General features: G+C 35.2%; 12 protein-coding genes. 3 read left to right on the top strand and 9 right to left on the bottom strand.

Annotation, left to right across the window (positions count from 1 at the left end):
- Positions 1 to 65 precede the first annotated feature (65 nt).
- The 4 genes from R2782_RS04095 to R2782_RS04080 all read right to left on the bottom strand — a co-directional run bounded on the left by R2782_RS04095 (position 66) and on the right by R2782_RS04080 (position 5600).
- The gene (locus R2782_RS04095; RefSeq protein WP_371266800.1) at positions 66 to 2090 is read right to left on the bottom strand and encodes an ATP-binding protein; all 2025 of its coding nucleotides are present in this window, start codon (positions 2088 to 2090) and stop codon (positions 66 to 68) included.
- A gap of 105 nt (positions 2091 to 2195) precedes the next feature.
- Positions 2196 to 2429 (bottom strand): hypothetical protein, encoded by a 234-nt coding sequence (locus tag R2782_RS04090; protein ID WP_371266799.1) that lies wholly within the window; start codon positions 2427 to 2429, stop codon positions 2196 to 2198.
- Between the two features lie 209 nt (positions 2430 to 2638).
- On the bottom strand, positions 2639 to 3706 hold the full coding sequence (locus R2782_RS04085) for a LytR/AlgR family response regulator transcription factor (RefSeq protein ID WP_371266798.1): 1068 nt from the start codon (positions 3704 to 3706) through the stop codon (positions 2639 to 2641).
- Between the two features lie 352 nt (positions 3707 to 4058).
- On the bottom strand, positions 4059 to 5600 hold the full coding sequence (locus R2782_RS04080) for a glycine--tRNA ligase (RefSeq protein WP_371266797.1): 1542 nt from the start codon (positions 5598 to 5600) through the stop codon (positions 4059 to 4061).
- Between the two features lie 332 nt (positions 5601 to 5932).
- Here R2782_RS04080 and R2782_RS04075 point away from each other — a divergent pair, with 332 nt between their 5' ends.
- Together R2782_RS04075 and R2782_RS04070 are read left to right on the top strand one after the other, a co-directional pair.
- Positions 5933 to 6397: a ComF family protein gene (locus R2782_RS04075; RefSeq protein WP_371266796.1), complete on the top strand. Its 465-nt coding sequence runs from the start codon at positions 5933 to 5935 to the stop codon at positions 6395 to 6397.
- A gap of 82 nt (positions 6398 to 6479) precedes the next feature.
- Complete coding sequence (locus R2782_RS04070; protein ID WP_371266795.1) at positions 6480 to 8072, top strand: Ig-like domain-containing protein; 1593 nt, start codon at positions 6480 to 6482, stop codon at positions 8070 to 8072.
- Positions 8073 to 8107: 35 nt separating this feature from the next.
- Here R2782_RS04070 and R2782_RS04065 read toward each other — a convergent pair whose 3' ends face one another.
- Positions 8108 to 8875, bottom strand: a complete 768-nt coding sequence (locus R2782_RS04065) for an amidohydrolase (protein WP_371266794.1) — start codon at positions 8873 to 8875, stop codon at positions 8108 to 8110.
- A 71-nt stretch (positions 8876 to 8946) separates the two neighbouring features.
- Here R2782_RS04065 and R2782_RS04060 point away from each other — a divergent pair, with 71 nt between their 5' ends.
- Positions 8947 to 9510, top strand: coding sequence for a hypothetical protein (locus R2782_RS04060; RefSeq protein ID WP_371266793.1), 564 nt, complete (start codon positions 8947 to 8949; stop codon positions 9508 to 9510).
- Positions 9511 to 9623: 113 nt separating this feature from the next.
- On the opposite strand, the gene R2782_RS04055 is transcribed toward R2782_RS04060, so the two are convergent.
- The 4 genes from R2782_RS04055 to R2782_RS04040 form a co-directional block, all read right to left on the bottom strand.
- Positions 9624 to 12431, bottom strand: a complete 2808-nt coding sequence (locus tag R2782_RS04055) for a GH92 family glycosyl hydrolase (RefSeq protein ID WP_371266792.1) — start codon at positions 12429 to 12431, stop codon at positions 9624 to 9626.
- A 181-nt stretch (positions 12432 to 12612) separates the two neighbouring features.
- Positions 12613 to 13371, bottom strand: a complete 759-nt coding sequence (locus R2782_RS04050; protein ID WP_371266791.1) for a succinate dehydrogenase/fumarate reductase iron-sulfur subunit — start codon at positions 13369 to 13371, stop codon at positions 12613 to 12615.
- 6 nt (positions 13372 to 13377) lie between these two features.
- Positions 13378 to 15387 carry a fumarate reductase/succinate dehydrogenase flavoprotein subunit gene (locus R2782_RS04045; RefSeq protein ID WP_371266790.1) on the bottom strand — a complete coding sequence of 670 codons (2010 nt, stop codon included), beginning with the start codon at positions 15385 to 15387 and terminating at the stop codon, positions 13378 to 13380.
- Positions 15388 to 15406: 19 nt separating this feature from the next.
- Positions 15407 to 16279 carry a succinate dehydrogenase cytochrome b subunit gene (locus R2782_RS04040; protein WP_371266789.1) on the bottom strand — a complete coding sequence of 291 codons (873 nt, stop codon included), beginning with the start codon at positions 16277 to 16279 and terminating at the stop codon, positions 15407 to 15409.
- Positions 16280 to 16419: the final 140 nt, after the last annotated feature.

Below are 16419 nucleotides of genomic sequence, written 5' to 3'. Positions count from 1 at the left end.
ATTTAATTTGTGTTGTCTGTAATTAGATTATTTGAAATTTAATTTTTTTAAAACAAAATCATATTTTACTTATTAAACGGCAAATCTATGGTAATGGTTGTTCCTTTTCCGGGTTTTGATTTGATTTCAAAAGTTCCTTTACAGGTTTCTACCCTAGAAGTGATATTTTGAAGCCCAATACCTTTGCTTTTCTTTGACACATCAAATCCAATCCCATCGTCTATCACCATTACATGCAAATGTTCATTATCTTTTAATACATTAACTGAAACATTTTTGGCTTTTGCATATTTATTAATGTTTTGTAGGGATTCTTGAATAATGCGGTACAAATTAATTTTCACATCATTATCCACCTTATCCCACTTGATGGCTTGGTCTATTGCATATTTTACATTTGTGTCTTCAGATAAATTTTTTTGCTCTTCAAACAAATTGGTTAAAATGGCCACAAAATTATTGATTAATGCAAATTTTTCACGACTCAATTCATGGGATATTTCGCGAATGTCTTGTTCAATAAACTTGAGTTCTGTAATATAATGGTCCCTTCCGGCAATGGCCAAAGCGTCACTTTGCTTATTTAAACTGTCTAGGTTAAGACGAGCTCCAAACAAACGACCTAACACCCCATCGTGCAATTCCTGACCAATGCGTTGTTTTTCTTTTAATACTACTTCGTCTAATTTTTTTTGCTGGCTTAACATCATGCTGTAAATTTCTTCATTGGCCTTTTGTTGTTGTTCTCGCAGACGAAAATATTTATTTCTACTTCGTTGATCACGAATTACATACAATAACACAATAATAAATATAGCCAAAACAGCAAAAAGAATAATGTTGCGATTTTGTGAAGCCAATTGTTCTTTTTGTCTTTTGATTTCATCGGTTTCGTATTCGATACGTGCGAATTTTTCTGCAACGCTTCGTTCCATTTTTATGACACTATCATTAAGTGTTAAATATTCCTTAGAATAAACATTTGCATTTTCAGGATTTATTCTTGTTAATTGATTTAAAGCTTTGAGCTGTAGATTGATTATTTTACTATCTTTAGATAACTTATAAGCTAAATCAACATATTTTCTTGCACTATCTATCTCACCAAGACTTTCGTAATATTCAGATAAATAAATTTTGCTACCAAAAATATTAGGAATATTTTCAGATGCCTCTAGAATTTTTAAAGCTTTGTAAAAATCTACAGGAATATTACCATTCTTGCCCAATTTAAATTTAGAGTAGGTCATCTCATTTAGAATTGAACCATATAAAGTAGTGTACTCATTGTAAAGATTTGGCTCTTTAATTGCTTCTTCAAAATAGCTTAATGCTTCTTTATAATTTTCTTTCTTTAGGTAAACATTTCCTATATTAGATAACGCAAGTGCTCTTGTTTGGTAATAATCAACTACTTTCCCTTCATTTGCTAACTTTAGTGTTCTATTAAAATAATCCAAACTTTTCTCAAAATCTTTTATTTCTAAACAAGACAAGCCCAATATATTATATGCATCATATTCATAGTTTTTATTTCCGTCTATTCTTATATAATTTAAGGCTGTTACAGCGGATTTTTCACTTCCAAAATAATCTTTTATTCTAATTTGAGTATTTGCCTTTTTTAAATACATAAGACCAATCAATTTATTATTTTTAAGTTTAAAAAATAATTTTTCGGCCTGATAATAATTATAATAAGCACTATCACTCATATTAGCATCATAATAATAATCTCCCAGATAAGAAAAAGACCTAGCCATATTAATAGTGTCATGTCTTTCGATGGCTAAATCAAGTGTTGTAGAAATAACTTGTTTATAATTATTTAATTTATTAAGATTATAAAATCGAAAAGCAACATAATAACGGTTGAGAAAATTTAGAGAATCTGCTTTTTGATTATTGATTAATTTATATGCTCTATTTGCAGAATGTAATCTATCTGAATCTGATAAATCATAATTATTCGATTGTTCTAGGTAATAATCTATACTATCATTAATTGTATTAGAATTAACAACTTTAAGATCTTCTTTTGAACAATTAATAAAAATAAGGAATACAGAGTAAAATAAAAATCTTTTCAATATTTTTAAATTTATAATTCAAAAATATTGAAAAGATTTTAATAAGGTCAGAAATAACAAAATTTTTTTAATTATTACTGACAAATAAATATGTCCGTGATAAACTTAGCTTAATCCTATAAGAGCACTATCTTTTTTATTCCCACCTACTTGATTTCCACCTGACTCAAGAGCTAAACCTATTAGTGCACTATCTTTTTTGTTGCCACCAACTTGATTACCACCACTCTCTAAAGATAAATTAGATTGTTGAGTTTTATCATTTCTTTCAATTGTCAAATCTGTAGAAGATACAGAAGCAAACATAAAAAGTCCTAATAATGCGAATAAAGTTTTCATAATGTTGTGATATTAAGTTATGAGTTGAATTTCGATTTTGATGGTGAACGCATGCAATTGTTTACATGTTGTTGCATCACGTGGAGACAATCATTCACGGTGTAAAAGTAGAGTGCATATCACGCACAGCCAATAAAATCAAGGGGTGATTGGTAGATTGTATTCGTTTGGTTGTAGATTAACCTAAAATATTGGTAAAATTATCTATTTTAGATGTCTTTGAATTCTGAGCCTGCTAATTGGGCTATAATTTGCTCAACATTCTCTTTGTAGCTCTTGGAAAACGGGAGTTGTGTCTTGGTGTTTTTGATGTAACAAACCGTATTACCGGTATGTACTCGTGACACATAGTTTTTATTGACAATATAGCTATTGTGTATTCTGAAAAAGTTAACCGGAAGATTTTCTTCAAAATATTTAAGTGTTTTAAAAGCAGTTATTACTTCTCCATTGTGTAAAGTAATATCGGTAGAATTATTATCTGCTTTGAGGAACGTAATTTCATCGAGTTCTAAAAAACGATAATCGCCATACGATTTGATGCAAATTAAATTGCGGTGAATTTCATCAGAAGCAACAATTGCTTTGGGCGATTCAATCGTAATGTTTTTGATTTCAGATAGAATAGGTTCTAAATCAACTTTAGGCGTTTCTTTCGGTAGAGCTTCTTGTAAAGTTGTGATGAGTTGCTTGGTAATGGCTTCTGAATCCACTATTGGTTTTTCATGGTTTGCCAACGCTATAATTGCCTCTTTTAATTCGGATAATTCTGTCTTTAAAAGTGTAATCACTTCATCATTAACCGTAGGGGCCTGAATTGACTCAGGCTTCAACATAATCAATTCATTCTCCGGATGACCATTTTCTAAAACCTCTTGTTCTGTTTCTATATTTTTAGAAACTCCTAATTTTCTTGGCTCCGGGTTTAAACGAATTACCGGAGTATCGTTGTTTTTTTCGAACCTTAGTAATGCCTTTCGAACGTCTGAAGCGGCAAAAGGTTTAACTAAAAAATCTAATACATCATATTTTACTGCTTCAAACGCTTTGCTTGAATCGTGCGAAACAGCTATAATTTTAGGAATTTTCTTTAAAAACCGATGTAGCTCATTGATTAGCAACAAAGAAAGGTTAGAAGAGGGAGAAAGCGGATTAATCTCTAAAAAAACGAAATCCGGTTGATATTCTAAAATAGCATTTAAACCGTCCTCATAATTGGTCGCGGTAGCCATAAGCTGAAAATTTGAAAACCCCTCCATCACAGATTGGATTTTCAAAATGCTTTTGCTATCATCGTCAAGAATGAGGTAAGAATGCACCATAAACCTACAAAATCTTCTGAATTCAAAATCAGGACATCACTCCTGCTTTTATTTCGTTAAAAAAAATTGATTTGTAGGTTAAAATGTATAAAACAGGGCGGTTTTTCTACATTGCAATGTTAATTATAATAAAGAATGTAAAATGATTTCGTTTTTTATAATTATTAACAAACATAAGTTAAAAAATAATCGAAAAAAAACAACAGGCAAAGCTTTCGATAAGGTGTAAAAAAATGTCGTTTAACAACAAAGTCCAAGCACTATTTTGATAGTACTTGGACTGTTTATACTTGTGAATATATCAATTTTACATTTTCATTAACCAATTTCGCATCGAAACATCATTGGTAATAATATCTCTTAATTCAGCAATTTTCACACGGTCTTGTTGCATTGAATCTCTGTAGCGAATGGTAACCGTTTCATCTTCTATAGTTTGATGGTCAACAGTGATGCAAAATGGTGTTCCTAATGCATCTTGTCTTCTGTAACGACGACCTACGGCATCTTTTTCATCATACGCCACATTGAAATCCCATTTTAATTCTTCTACAATTTTTCTTGAAATTTCAGGCAAACCGTCTTTCTTTACCAAAGGTAAAATAGCGGCTTTGGTTGGTGCTAAAACCGAAGGCAAACGCAAAACGGTACGGGTTGAACCGTCTTCTAACGCTTCTTCAACTAGAGAATTAGAGAAAACAGCTAAAAACATTCGGTCTAAACCAACAGATGTTTCTACAACATACGGAACATAATTTCTATTCTCCTCTGTATCAAAGTATTGCAGTTTTTTTCCTGAATATTGCTCATGAGCTTTTAAATCAAAGTCGGTACGGGAGTGAATTCCTTCTAATTCTTTGAACCCGAATGGGAAATTAAATTCAATATCCGCCGCTGCATTTGCATAATGAGCCAATTTTTCATGGTCGTGAAAACGGTAATTTTCTTTGCCTAAACCCAATGATAAATGCCATTTTAAGCGGGTTTCTTTCCAGTATTCATACCATTTCATTTCTTCGCCCGGTTTCACGAAAAATTGCATTTCCATTTGTTCAAATTCACGCATACGGAAGATGAACTGACGAGCTACAATCTCGTTCCTGAAGGCTTTTCCGGTTTGAGCTATTCCAAACGGAATCTTCATACGACCCGATTTTTGTACGTTTAAGAAATTCACGAAAATTCCCTGTGCCGTTTCCGGACGCAAGTACAAATCCATCGCATTATCAGCAGAAGCACCTAATTTGGTGCCAAACATCAAGTTAAACTGACGTACTTCGGTCCAATTACGTGAACCGGATTCCGGACAAGCGATTTCTAATTCTTCAATTAACGCCTTTACATCGGCCAAATCTTCATTGCCTAACGAACGTGCCATTCTTTCCAAAATCTCACGTTGTTTGGCTTTGTATCCTATCACACGAGCATTAGTGGTCACAAATTGACCTTCGTCAAACGCATCGCCAAAACGTTCTCTTGCTTTGTCGATTTCTTTTTGAGCTTTTTGGTTTAATTTTTCGGCATAATCCTCAATTAACACATCAGCACGGTATCTTTTTTTTGAATCTTTGTTGTCTATCAACGGGTCGTTAAACGCATCCACGTGACCGGAAGCTTTCCAAGTAGTGGGGTGCATAAAAATCGCAGCATCAATACCAACAATGTTTTCATGCATTTGCACCATCGATTTCCACCAATATTCTCTGATGTTTTTCTTTAATTCTGCTCCGTTTTGAGCATAATCATACACGGCACTCAGACCGTCATAAATTTCACTGGACGGAAAAATAAATCCGTACTCTTTTGCATGTGAAATTACATTCTTAAAATTATCTTCTTGTTTCGCCATAATGGTGCAAAAATAGAATAAAGTGATTCGATTTACTACTAAGTTGTTAAAGTTTTAAAAAAAATAATACATTTGTTATTTAAAAGTTAAACTTCTATCCTTAATTACACGCCTAAATGCTAAAAAGTATACTCCATTTATTTTTCCCTGAGGTTTGCCTAACCTGTAAAAATCCATTATTATCAAATGAAGTTTGTGTTTGTACAAACTGCCGGCATCAGCTACCGCTCACTCGACATACAGAAATAATAGATAATGAAGTTCTAAGAAAGTTTTATGGCCGTTTACCTTTAGAGCATGCCTCTGCTCATCTTTATTTTTACAAAAAAGGAATGGTACAAGAACTCATTCATCATCTCAAATACAAGAATAAACAACAAGTAGGAGTATTTTTAGGCGATTGGTATGGTGAAGAACTTCAAAAAATTCATTCTCAATTAAAATTTGATGCAATTATTCCGGTTCCTCTACACAAAAAGAGAATGAAAGAGCGTGGTTATAATCAATTAACCACATTTGGTCAAGCACTTTCAAAATCACTACAAATACCCTTTTATGAAAATGTTTTACACAGAAAAACGTATGCTTTAACGCAAACCAAAAAATCATTTTTAGAAAGAACGGAAGCAAAAAAAACTATTTTTGAAGTTGAGTTTAACGAAAACCATCACAACAAACACTTTCTTTTGATTGACGATGTAATAACTACAGGAGCAACGTTAGAACGATGCGGCAAAGAAATACTCAGCATTCCAGGAGCCCGATTAAGCATTGTTTGTATGGCTTACACACATTAGTCATTCTTAAATAAAAACCTAAAACATTTCTTTTAAACTAAATATAATTGTTATTTTGTGACAACTTTATGCGTTTTTTAAAATGAAGAAATTTCTGTTTTTGCTTCTTGTCTTAGCGTTTTTTACGAGCTGTGCCAAACGAGGTTACATTACCGGCGGGATGAAAGATACAATTGCACCCGTTTTAAAACTGAGTGAACCAAAGAATTTCTCTGTAAACTTTAAAGGAAATACCATCAAATTGCAATTTGACGAATATGTGAAATTAAAAGACATAAACAAACAATTGATTATTTCGCCACCAATGAAAACGCAACCGCTCATCTCTCCGATGGTTGCTTCTAAAGAAATAAAAATTACACTTAAAGACACATTGCTTGAAAATACTACATATAGTTTAAATTTCGGTAATAGTATTCAGGATAATAACGAAGGTAACCCTTATCAACAATTTAAATATATTTTTTCTACCGGAACCTACATCGATTCGCTTGAACTAAGAGGAACCATTAAAGATGCATTTAGTCTTAAAACCGACAATTTTGTTTCAGTGATGTTATATGAAAAAAATGAAAGCTATAATGATTCTATTGTATACAAAGAGGTTCCGCGTTATATAACCAATACATTAGATAGTTTAGAAACATTTAAACTTGAAAATTTAAAGGAAGGGAATTATCAACTTATTGCCTTAAAAGACATAAACAATAACAATAAATTTGACCCCAAAACCGATAAAATTGCTTTTTTTAATGAAACCATCACCGTTCCTAGTGATTTTGCTTATGAATTAGAGTTATTTAAAGAAGAATTGCCTTTTAAACCTTTAAAACCAACACAGGCTTCCGGAAACAGAATAATCGTTGGATACGAAGGAAAATCAGACAACTTAAAAGCAGCATTGAAAAACGGCAACGAAATTATTCCCACTGTCATTACGCCATTTGAGGGGAAAGACTCTGTTCAAATTTGGTTTAAACCCATTAAAACCGATTCGCTTTCTTTAAAATTAAACCGAAATAATTTTGAAAGAGAATTTACGGTTAAAATGAAGAATCAAAAAGCAGATTCATTGATTATCAAAGCGAAACAGAGCGGAACGCTCCATTTTAGAAATAAATTTACGCTCACGAGTTCAATTCCATTGATAAAAATTGATGAATCAAAAATTAAATTAATAAATAAAGATTCAGTTGCTGTTGCTTTTTCGACTAAATACATCACCGAAAAACAAGAAGTTGAAATTGATTTTAAAAAAGAACCTCTCGAAAAGTATAATTTCACTCTAGAAAAAGGGGCGTTTACTGATTTGTTAGAACGCGAAAGCGATTCTACCGGCTATAGAGTTTCGACAAAAGATGTGGCCGATTATGGTAATCTCCGGCTTCAATTGGAAGGAATAAAATCGTTCCCTATCATTGTTGAATTGACCGATGACAAAGGAAAATTATTGGCCTCGGCTTACTCAGAGGGAGAAACAATTTTGGATTTTGATCTAATTGAACCGGCAATGTTTACGGTTAGAATCATTTATGATGAAAACAAGAACAAAACCTGGGACACTGGGAATTACCTAGAAAAACGTCAAGCCGAAGAAGTCCGCTATTTTCCCACCCCGGTTGAAGTCAGAGCAAACTGGGATGTCAATCAAACGCTGAAGTTTAGTGGTGGATGATCGTTATTTGAGTTTGCATTCGCAGTTTACAGAGTTCAGTAAGCAATCGAAAAATCATCACGATCATTCAAAAAATTCAGTTTTTTTCGTGTTTCAAGCATTTTTTCTTTATCTAACGCAACATGAAAAACATATTCATTGCGTTGCGGTTCCAAGAGATAATTCCCTAATTCATCAATCACTTGCGAATGTCCAACATATTCATGTCCGTTACCATCCAATCCAATCCTGTTTACACCAACTACATAGGCTAGATTTTCTACCGCTCTAGCTTTCAGCAAGATATCCCATGCATTTGTTCTTACACTTGGCCAATTTGCAACATAAATCAGTAAATCGTATTCTTCTATATTTCGGGCGAAAACGGGAAAACGCAAATCATAGCAAACCTGTAAGCAAATTTTCCAATTATTGTATTCAATTATTTTCTTTTCATTTCCCGGTTGATAAACTTTTTCTTCCCCTGCTAAAGTGAAAAGATGTCTTTTGTCATAATATTCCAATTTGCCGGAAGGAAAAACAAATACCAAACGATTAAAAAAATGTTCTTTTTCTTGGATGACTAAACTTCCCACTATCGCTACGTTTTTTTCTTTTGCAAGATTAATTAACCATTCGATTGTTTCGCCTTTCATAGTTTCAGCAACTTGTTTTGGATTCATTGTAAATCCGGAGGTAAACATTTCGGGAAGTACAATTAAATCGGTTTGTTGCGAAATTGCCTTTATATTTTGTTCAAAATAAAATCGGTTTTCAGATGGATTTTCCCAAACTAAAGGGGCTTGGATGAGTGAAACAATCATTTTTATCTTTTTTGATAAAGATACAAATTACTAATTTGAGATTATTCACTATCTTCACGAAAAAACACTCTATGCTACAACGAACTCTTTTATTTGCTCTATTAATTTGCTTCTCACTGCAAGCACAAGAAAAATCAGCTTCCCAAAAATTCTGGGAAGCCTTGCAAAAACATTGTGGAAAATCGTTTGAAGGCGAACTAATTGAAGCCCCGGCCAACGATGAATTTCGCGGAAAAAAGTTAGTTATGCATGTAAAAAGGTGCGAAAAAAATAAAATCCGAATTCCTTTTTTTGTGGGTGATGATAAGTCCAGAACTTGGGTATTGACTTATAAGAACGGTCGAATTACACTCAAACACGACCATCGTCAGAAAAATGGCAAACCGGATAAAGTAACACAATACGGCGGAACTTCAACCAACGGTGGGTCGCACAGCATTCAGTTTTTCCCGGCGGATGAATTTACAAGCGAATTGATTCCGTATGCATCTATGAATGTTTGGTGGATAACCGTGGATGACAAAGCTTTTACTTATAATCTGCGGAGAATTGGAACAGATCGGGTTTTCTCGGTGTCATTTGATTTGAGTGAAACAGTTGAAAATCCTGAGTCGCCTTGGGGTTGGAAGGATTAATTCGCACAGAAAGCACGGAAAACTCGGAAATTTTTGGTCGCAGGTTTTGAAACCTGACACGAGCCTGAAAGGCGACTGGCAAAGCAAACTTCAAACTTCAAACAAAAACTTCTCTACTCGACCGTAATCTCGTCCACAAAAATAAACGCTTCCCCATTAAACGGAAAACCTTGGTGCCATTCCGGTAGTTTGCCAAAGTTGGTCGCTTTTACTTTTACATAGCGAGCTTTTACAGGCTTTTTAACGCTTTTAAATCCTTTGATGGTGGATTTGTACTCTTTCGGGTCAATCGTATTGTCTTGCGTGTCGAAAAGGGTGAAATTCACGTTGTCATCTGAAATATAGTAGTCCACTTTGATGGGCATCAAAATCCAAGAGCGGGTGTCTTGCAAAAAGTTGGCCGTAATTTGACTGATTTCACGGGTAGATTGCATATCAATGATTGCTTCAAAATCTTGCGATTGATAGCCCTGCCAATCGCCTTTTCGCCAGTTTTCTGTACCAAAAATACCATCAATCAGGCCTTCCGGACCACCGGCGTGGTATTGCGGATTGTAGGTTGATTTGATATCGATGGTGAAATTGTTTGGTTTTTTGTAGAATTTGGCAGAGACGGTGTTGCTTTGTTGACCATTACCGTTTTTTGTATAAAGTTTTACTTCTGTTGTTTTATCAAGAGTTAAAGTGTTCTTATTAGCCATTTTAAAGTCACTACCATTCAAACTATAGAAAAATTCAACTTCATTATTTTGAGAATCAAAAGAAATATCCATTTTGTTTTGAAAAGCCTTACTTTCAGCAACAATTACCGGAACAACAGAATGATTTCTAATAAAATAATTTTTGTCGGGCATTTCATTTAAACTTAATCCAAACATACGGTCATTGGTTGATTTGTCAATCGTTCCCATAGTTCCATCCTCAAAATTCACCTTTATTTTTTCAAAATAAGGTTCTGAAGTCATCCAATTTGGTTGACCAGGAGTCACATTATAAATCCCCATTGAACTCAACACATACCACGCACTCATTTGGCCGCAATCTTCGTTTCCAATTAAACCGTTGGGGTCATTTTTATAGAAATTATCTAAAATGAAATGTACTTTTTCTTTTGTTTTTTCGGGTTTACCGACATAATTGTACAAATACGCTACGTGATGACTAGGTTCGTTTCCGTGAGCATATTGCCCGATTAAACCGGTGATATCGACTTGATGACGACCTGATGTTTCGCTAGCAGAATTAAACATTTCGTCTAATTTGGCTTCGAATTTTTCATGTCCGCCCATTGCTTGTATCAGTCCCTCAATATCTTGAGGTACAAAAAACGTGTATTGCCAACCGTTCGCTTCGGTGTAATTGTTGTTCACTTCTTTTGGGTCGAAGGGTTTGTCCCATCCGCCATTTTTCTTGGGTTGAATGAATCCGGTTTCCCAATTAAAAAGGTTTTTCCAATTTTGAGAACGAAGCATAAAATACTGATAATCTTCTTTTTTGTCTAATAATTGAGCCATTTGAGCGATACACCAATCATCATAGGCATATTCTAGGGTTTTGGAAACACTTTCGTGTTCGTCATCAATCGAAATAAAACCTTGTTTTTTGTAGGCCTCCAATCCTAAATGATCGAGCATAGCGGAATGTTTTGCCGCTTCATACGCTTTTTCATAGTCAAAACCTTTGATGCCTTTGACCATAGCATCGGCAATCACGGAAACGGAATGGTATCCAATCATACAATCGGTTTCATTGGAAGCGAGCTCCCAAACGGGTAAGCGACCTCCTTGTTCAAATTGTTTGATAAACGTGTTGATATAGTCGGATGTTCGCTTTTTATCGATCAACGTATACAGCGGATGAGCAGCTCGAAACGTATCCCAAAGTGAAAAAACGGTATAATAATCAAATCCTTCGGCTTGATGAATTTTGTTGTCGCGACCTCGGTATTTTCCATCTAAATCTTGAGCGATGTTGGGTTGCATCATCGTGTGATATAAGGCCGTGTAGAAAATGGTGAGTTTGTTTTTATCGGAAGAAGTCAATTCAATTTTGGATAGTTCTTTGTTCCATAATTCTTCTGCTGCTTTTTTTACTTTATTGAAGTCCCAATGTGGAATTTCAGTGCTGTTGAGTTGTGCACCTTCAAATCCTGTGGGTGAAAGAGCTACTTTTACGAGTAGTTTTTCACCTTTTTTTACTTTTTTGGAGAAACTAAAAGCAAGTTCTGTCCCGTGATATTCTCCGTTTACACCTTTAAAAATGGTTTTTTCTTTGTTTATTTTTAAAGGAACATTAAACTCAATTCTGGCATAAACATATTGATTTTGAGCCCATGCTTCACTTCTTCGCAATACTTCGATAGTTTTGTCATCAATAACTCGAACATAGCCTTCCAGCAATTTATCCCGATGATTTAAATCTAAAATAATATTGGCTAAGCCGCTTTCATTGAAGGTATATTCGTGAAAACCAACTCGGGTTGATGTAGTTAATCGAACATCGATGTTATGTTTATCTAATTTGACGGAATAAAATCCGGCTGAGGCTTTTTCGTTGGCATGTGAAAAAGTAGAAGAATAGATTTTATTGTCAAAGGATGGTTCTCCCATGGTTGGCATTAGCAAAATATCGCCATAATCGGAAACGCCGGTTCCGTTGAGATGGGTGTGCGAGAAACCATAAATGCGATTATCGGAATAATGATAGCCGGAACAGCCTTCCCAACTGCCGTCGATTCGGGTGTCTGGGGAAAGTTGTACCATTCCGTAGGGTACAGTAGCCCCAGGAAAGGTATGACCCGTTCCACCTGTCCCGATGAAAGGATTAACGTATTGTTGGTAATTTTGGCTGAAAGTTAGTCCGGATATGAAAAGAAAAACTGAAAGAATATAAATTCGCATGATTGGTTGTTTGTCCTTCAAATATACTACTTTTTCTTTTTAAGCAGGATTTGCGTTAGGGATTGCAGTGGCACCCTTTTGTTCTTCCGATAGCAATCGGGAGAACAAAAGATATAGCGGAAAGCCCGACCCTTGGGGAACGCCCACAAAAAAAAGCATTCAACTGTTGCTGAATGCTTTTGATATACTGCTGCAAATTATTTTATAAACTCGCTTTTAAATATTCGCGGTTCATACGAGCGATATTTTCGAGGGAAATGCCTTTTGGACACTCGATTTCGCAGGCACCCGTGTTGGTACAGTTTCCGAAACCTTCTTCGTCCATTTGACGCACCATGTTTAGAACGCGTTCTGTTGCTTCTACTTTTCCTTGTGGTAGAAGAGCGTATTGCGACACTTTTGCTCCAACAAAAAGCATTGCAGAACCGTTTTTACAAGTCGCCACACAAGCTCCACAACCGATACAAGCGGCTGCTTCAAATGCTTTGTCTGCATCAGCCTTAGGTATAGGAAGCGAATTAGCATCAATCGTGTTTCCAGAAGTGTTTACCGACACGAAACCTCCAGCTTGTTGGATACGGTCAAACGCACTTCTATCTACCACCAAATCTTTGATTACCGGAAAAGCTTTACTTCTCCAAGGTTCTACATAGATGGTATCGCCATCGTTAAACATACGCATGTGTAATTGACAAGTTGTTATGCCTGTATCCGGACCGTGGGCACGTCCATTAATGTATAAAGAACACATTCCGCAAATTCCTTCGCGACAATCGTGGTCAAACGCAACCGGCTCTTTTCTTTCATTTACTAATTGCTCGTTTAATTGGTCTAACATTTCCAAGAACGAACTCGATGTTGAAACATTATCTAGTTTGTATGTTTCTAATGACCCTTTAGTTTTTGCGTTTTTTTGACGCCAAATTTTTAGGGTGATGTTTATATTTTTGGCTGCACTCATAGTCTTTTATTTATAATTTCTAGCTGCAATTTTGATTTCTTCGTATTTCAATTCTTCTTTGTGAAGTTCTGATTTTGAAATATCTGAACCTTTGTATTCCCATGCTCCCACAAATTTGAAGTTTTCATCGTCACGTAATGTTTCTCCTTCAGCATCTTGGTACTCTTCACGGAAGTGACCACCGCATGATTCGTTACGTTGCAACGCATCCATAGCCATTAATTGTCCGAGTTCGATGAAATCGGCAACGCGAAGAGCTTTTTCCAATTCAGGGTTTAACTCATCAGCACTTCCTGGTACGAATACATCGTTATGGAATTCTTCTTTCAGTTGAGCAATTTCGGAAATAGCTTGTTTTAAACCTTGTTCGTTACGAGCCATACCTACTTTATTCCACATGATTAATCCTAAACGTTTGTGGAAATGGTCAACCGTTTTGGTACCGTTATTATTCAAAAACTTGTCAATTTGGTTTTTAACATTGTTTTCGGCTTCGGCAAATTCCGGCAAATCAGTTGAAATTTTTCCGGTTCTGATTTCGTCTGCTAAATAGTTGGAAACGGTATAAGGTAATACGAAATAACCATCCGCTAAACCTTGCATTAAGGCAGAAGCACCTAATCGGTTGGCACCGTGATCAGAAAAATTAGCTTCTCCCGCCACAAAACATCCCGGAATAGTAGACATTAAATTATAATCTACCCAAACACCTCCCATGGTATAATGCACGGCAGGATAAATTTTCATCGGAGTTTCGTAGGGATTTTCGTCAGTAATTTTTTGGTACATGGTAAATAAGTTACCATACTTTTCTTCCAACCATTTTTTACCTAATTTAATGATTTCCTCTTCGGAAGGATTATGATTCCCTTGTGCATACGCAGCTTGCTTTCCTTTGTTTTTAATTTCTGTAGAGAAATCAAGGTAAACGCCTTCGTTGGTGTCGTTGGCTTCTATTCCAAATCCTTCGTCACAACGTTCTTTCGCTGCCCTAGAAGCAACATCACGCGGAACCAAGTTCCCAAATGCAGGGTATCTTCTTTCTAAATAATAATCTCTGTCTTGTTCTGCAATTTGTGTTGGTTTTAATTTCCCTTCACGAATTGCTTCGGCATCTTCTTTCTTTTTAGGCACCCAAATTCGTCCGGAATTACGCAATGACTCAGACATCAACGTTAATTTAGACTGATTGGTGCCATGAACCGGAATACACGTTGGGTGAATTTGAACATAACAAGGATTGGCAAATAAAGCACCTTGTTTGTGAATTTTCCATGAAGCAGTAACGTTACTTCCCATGGCATTAGTAGAGAGGAAATATACATTTCCGTAACCTCCAGAAGCAATAATTACAGCATGAGCAGAATGTCTTTCTAATTCACCTGTAATTAAGTTTCGAGCAATAATTCCGCGAGCTTTACCGTCCACTTTCACCAACTCTAACATTTCGTGGCGGTTGTACATTTTAACACGCCCTAAACCGATTTGTCTTGACAAAGCAGAATAAGCCCCTAATAACAATTGTTGCCCGGTTTGACCCGCTGCATAGAATGTACGTTGAACCTGTGTTCCACCGAAGGAACGGTTATCTAACATTCCGCCGTATTCACGAGCAAAAGGAACACCTTGAGCCACACATTGGTCGATGATACTACCGGAAACTTCAGCTAAACGATGCACGTTTGCTTCACGAGCACGGTAATCACCGCCTTTAATAGTATCGTAAAAAAGACGGTATATACTATCACCATCATTTTGATAATTTTTAGCGGCGTTAATTCCTCCTTGAGCGGCAATGGAATGAGCTCTACGAGGAGAGTCTTGAAAGCAAAAAGCACTCACATTATATCCCATTTCACCAAGAGAAGCGGCTGCTGAAGCCCCTGCTAAACCGGTTCCAACAACAATAACATCAATTTTCGGACGATTATTGGGAGCAACTAATTTTAAATGATTTTTGTGGTTTGTCCATTTATTTGCTAATGGACCTTCCGGAATTTTTGAATCTAACTTCATGATATATTTCTGATGTTGATTATTTACTAAAATGAATATAAAGCGGAATAATTGCAAATAGTAACGGAACGATTACTGCAAAAACTTTTCCGGTAAATTTTATCACAGGCGTCCATTTTGAACTATTTAATCCCAATGATTGAAAAGCACTTTGGAAACCATGCCATAAATGAAAAGCTAAAACAAGCATAGAAAAGACATAAAAAATTGTAAAATACAACCCGTACTTTTTATCTTTAAAAAAATCAAACGTAATTTTATATAAATCTTTGTAAACCTCACCTACTTTTACATTTGCTTGCACATTGTATAAATCTGTACCGTTTCTAATTTCCATTTGTTTTGGAGGAAAACCTGCTTCAAGTTCTTTTTCTCCGGGTAATTTTACTTGATCTATTTTATAGTATTGACCAGTAGCTCTCCCAACATAATATTCGCTCTTCATCCCCGGAGCAGGCTCAATTGTTTGGGTCATTAGAGGCATATTTTTGTCAAAATGCATTTTTGCCCAAAAATTAATCATGTGTGTAGCAATAAATACCAACACTAATGTTCCCAATACCGCCATATTTCTTGATGCGAAACTACTGTTTGCGGAAGGGTTTGATTTTGCATAACCAACCGGTCTTGCTTTTTTGTTTTGAATTGCTAAAAGAATTCCATCAACAGCATGGAATAAAATAGAAATGTAGGTAAGATAAGAAAGAATTTTTACAGCCGGATTAGTAGTCATAAACAATGCATATTGATTAAATTGCAATTGACTATTTGGCATTAGTAACTGTAAGTTACCCGCCAAATGACCCACTAAAAACAAGCATAAAAATAAACCCGTAAGAGCCATCCAATACTTTTTCCCGATAGATGACTTTAGAAGTGCAGATTTTGCCATAACGTTGTGTAAATAAATTTTTAAAAATTTCACACAAATTTACAGCTAATTAGTATTAACTACAACCTTTTCGCTATTATTTAAAACGATTTTAAAGAAGGATTAACATCTGTTTAAAAGAAATTAATTTAGTCTTGATA

Source organism: Flavobacterium sp., assembly GCF_041392085.1.
Taxonomy (GTDB): Bacteria; Bacteroidota; Bacteroidia; order Flavobacteriales; family Flavobacteriaceae; genus Flavobacterium.
The sequence above is the reverse complement of the archived record's forward strand: the minus strand, read 5'-3'. Positions and strand labels throughout refer to the sequence as shown.

Excerpts from the sequence above, each read along its gene's own strand:
- R2782_RS04090 (WP_371266799.1), bottom strand. The coding sequence starts at position 2,429 with ATGAAAACTTTATTCGCATTATTAGGACTTTTTATGTTTGCTTCTGTA.
- R2782_RS04075 (WP_371266796.1), top strand. The coding sequence starts at position 5,933 with ATGGTACAAGAACTCATTCATCATCTCAAATACAAGAATAAACAACAA.
- R2782_RS04080 (WP_371266797.1), bottom strand. The coding sequence starts at position 5,600 with ATGGCGAAACAAGAAGATAATTTTAAGAATGTAATTTCACATGCAAAA.
- R2782_RS04065 (WP_371266794.1), bottom strand. The coding sequence starts at position 8,875 with ATGATTGTTTCACTCATCCAAGCCCCTTTAGTTTGGGAAAATCCATCT.
- R2782_RS04050 (WP_371266791.1), bottom strand. The coding sequence starts at position 13,371 with ATGAGTGCAGCCAAAAATATAAACATCACCCTAAAAATTTGGCGTCAA.
- R2782_RS04040 (WP_371266789.1), bottom strand. The coding sequence starts at position 16,279 with ATGGCAAAATCTGCACTTCTAAAGTCATCTATCGGGAAAAAGTATTGG.
- R2782_RS04045 (WP_371266790.1), bottom strand. The coding sequence starts at position 15,387 with ATGAAGTTAGATTCAAAAATTCCGGAAGGTCCATTAGCAAATAAATGG.
- R2782_RS04060 (WP_371266793.1), top strand. The coding sequence starts at position 8,947 with ATGCTACAACGAACTCTTTTATTTGCTCTATTAATTTGCTTCTCACTG.
- R2782_RS04070 (WP_371266795.1), top strand. The coding sequence starts at position 6,480 with ATGAAGAAATTTCTGTTTTTGCTTCTTGTCTTAGCGTTTTTTACGAGC.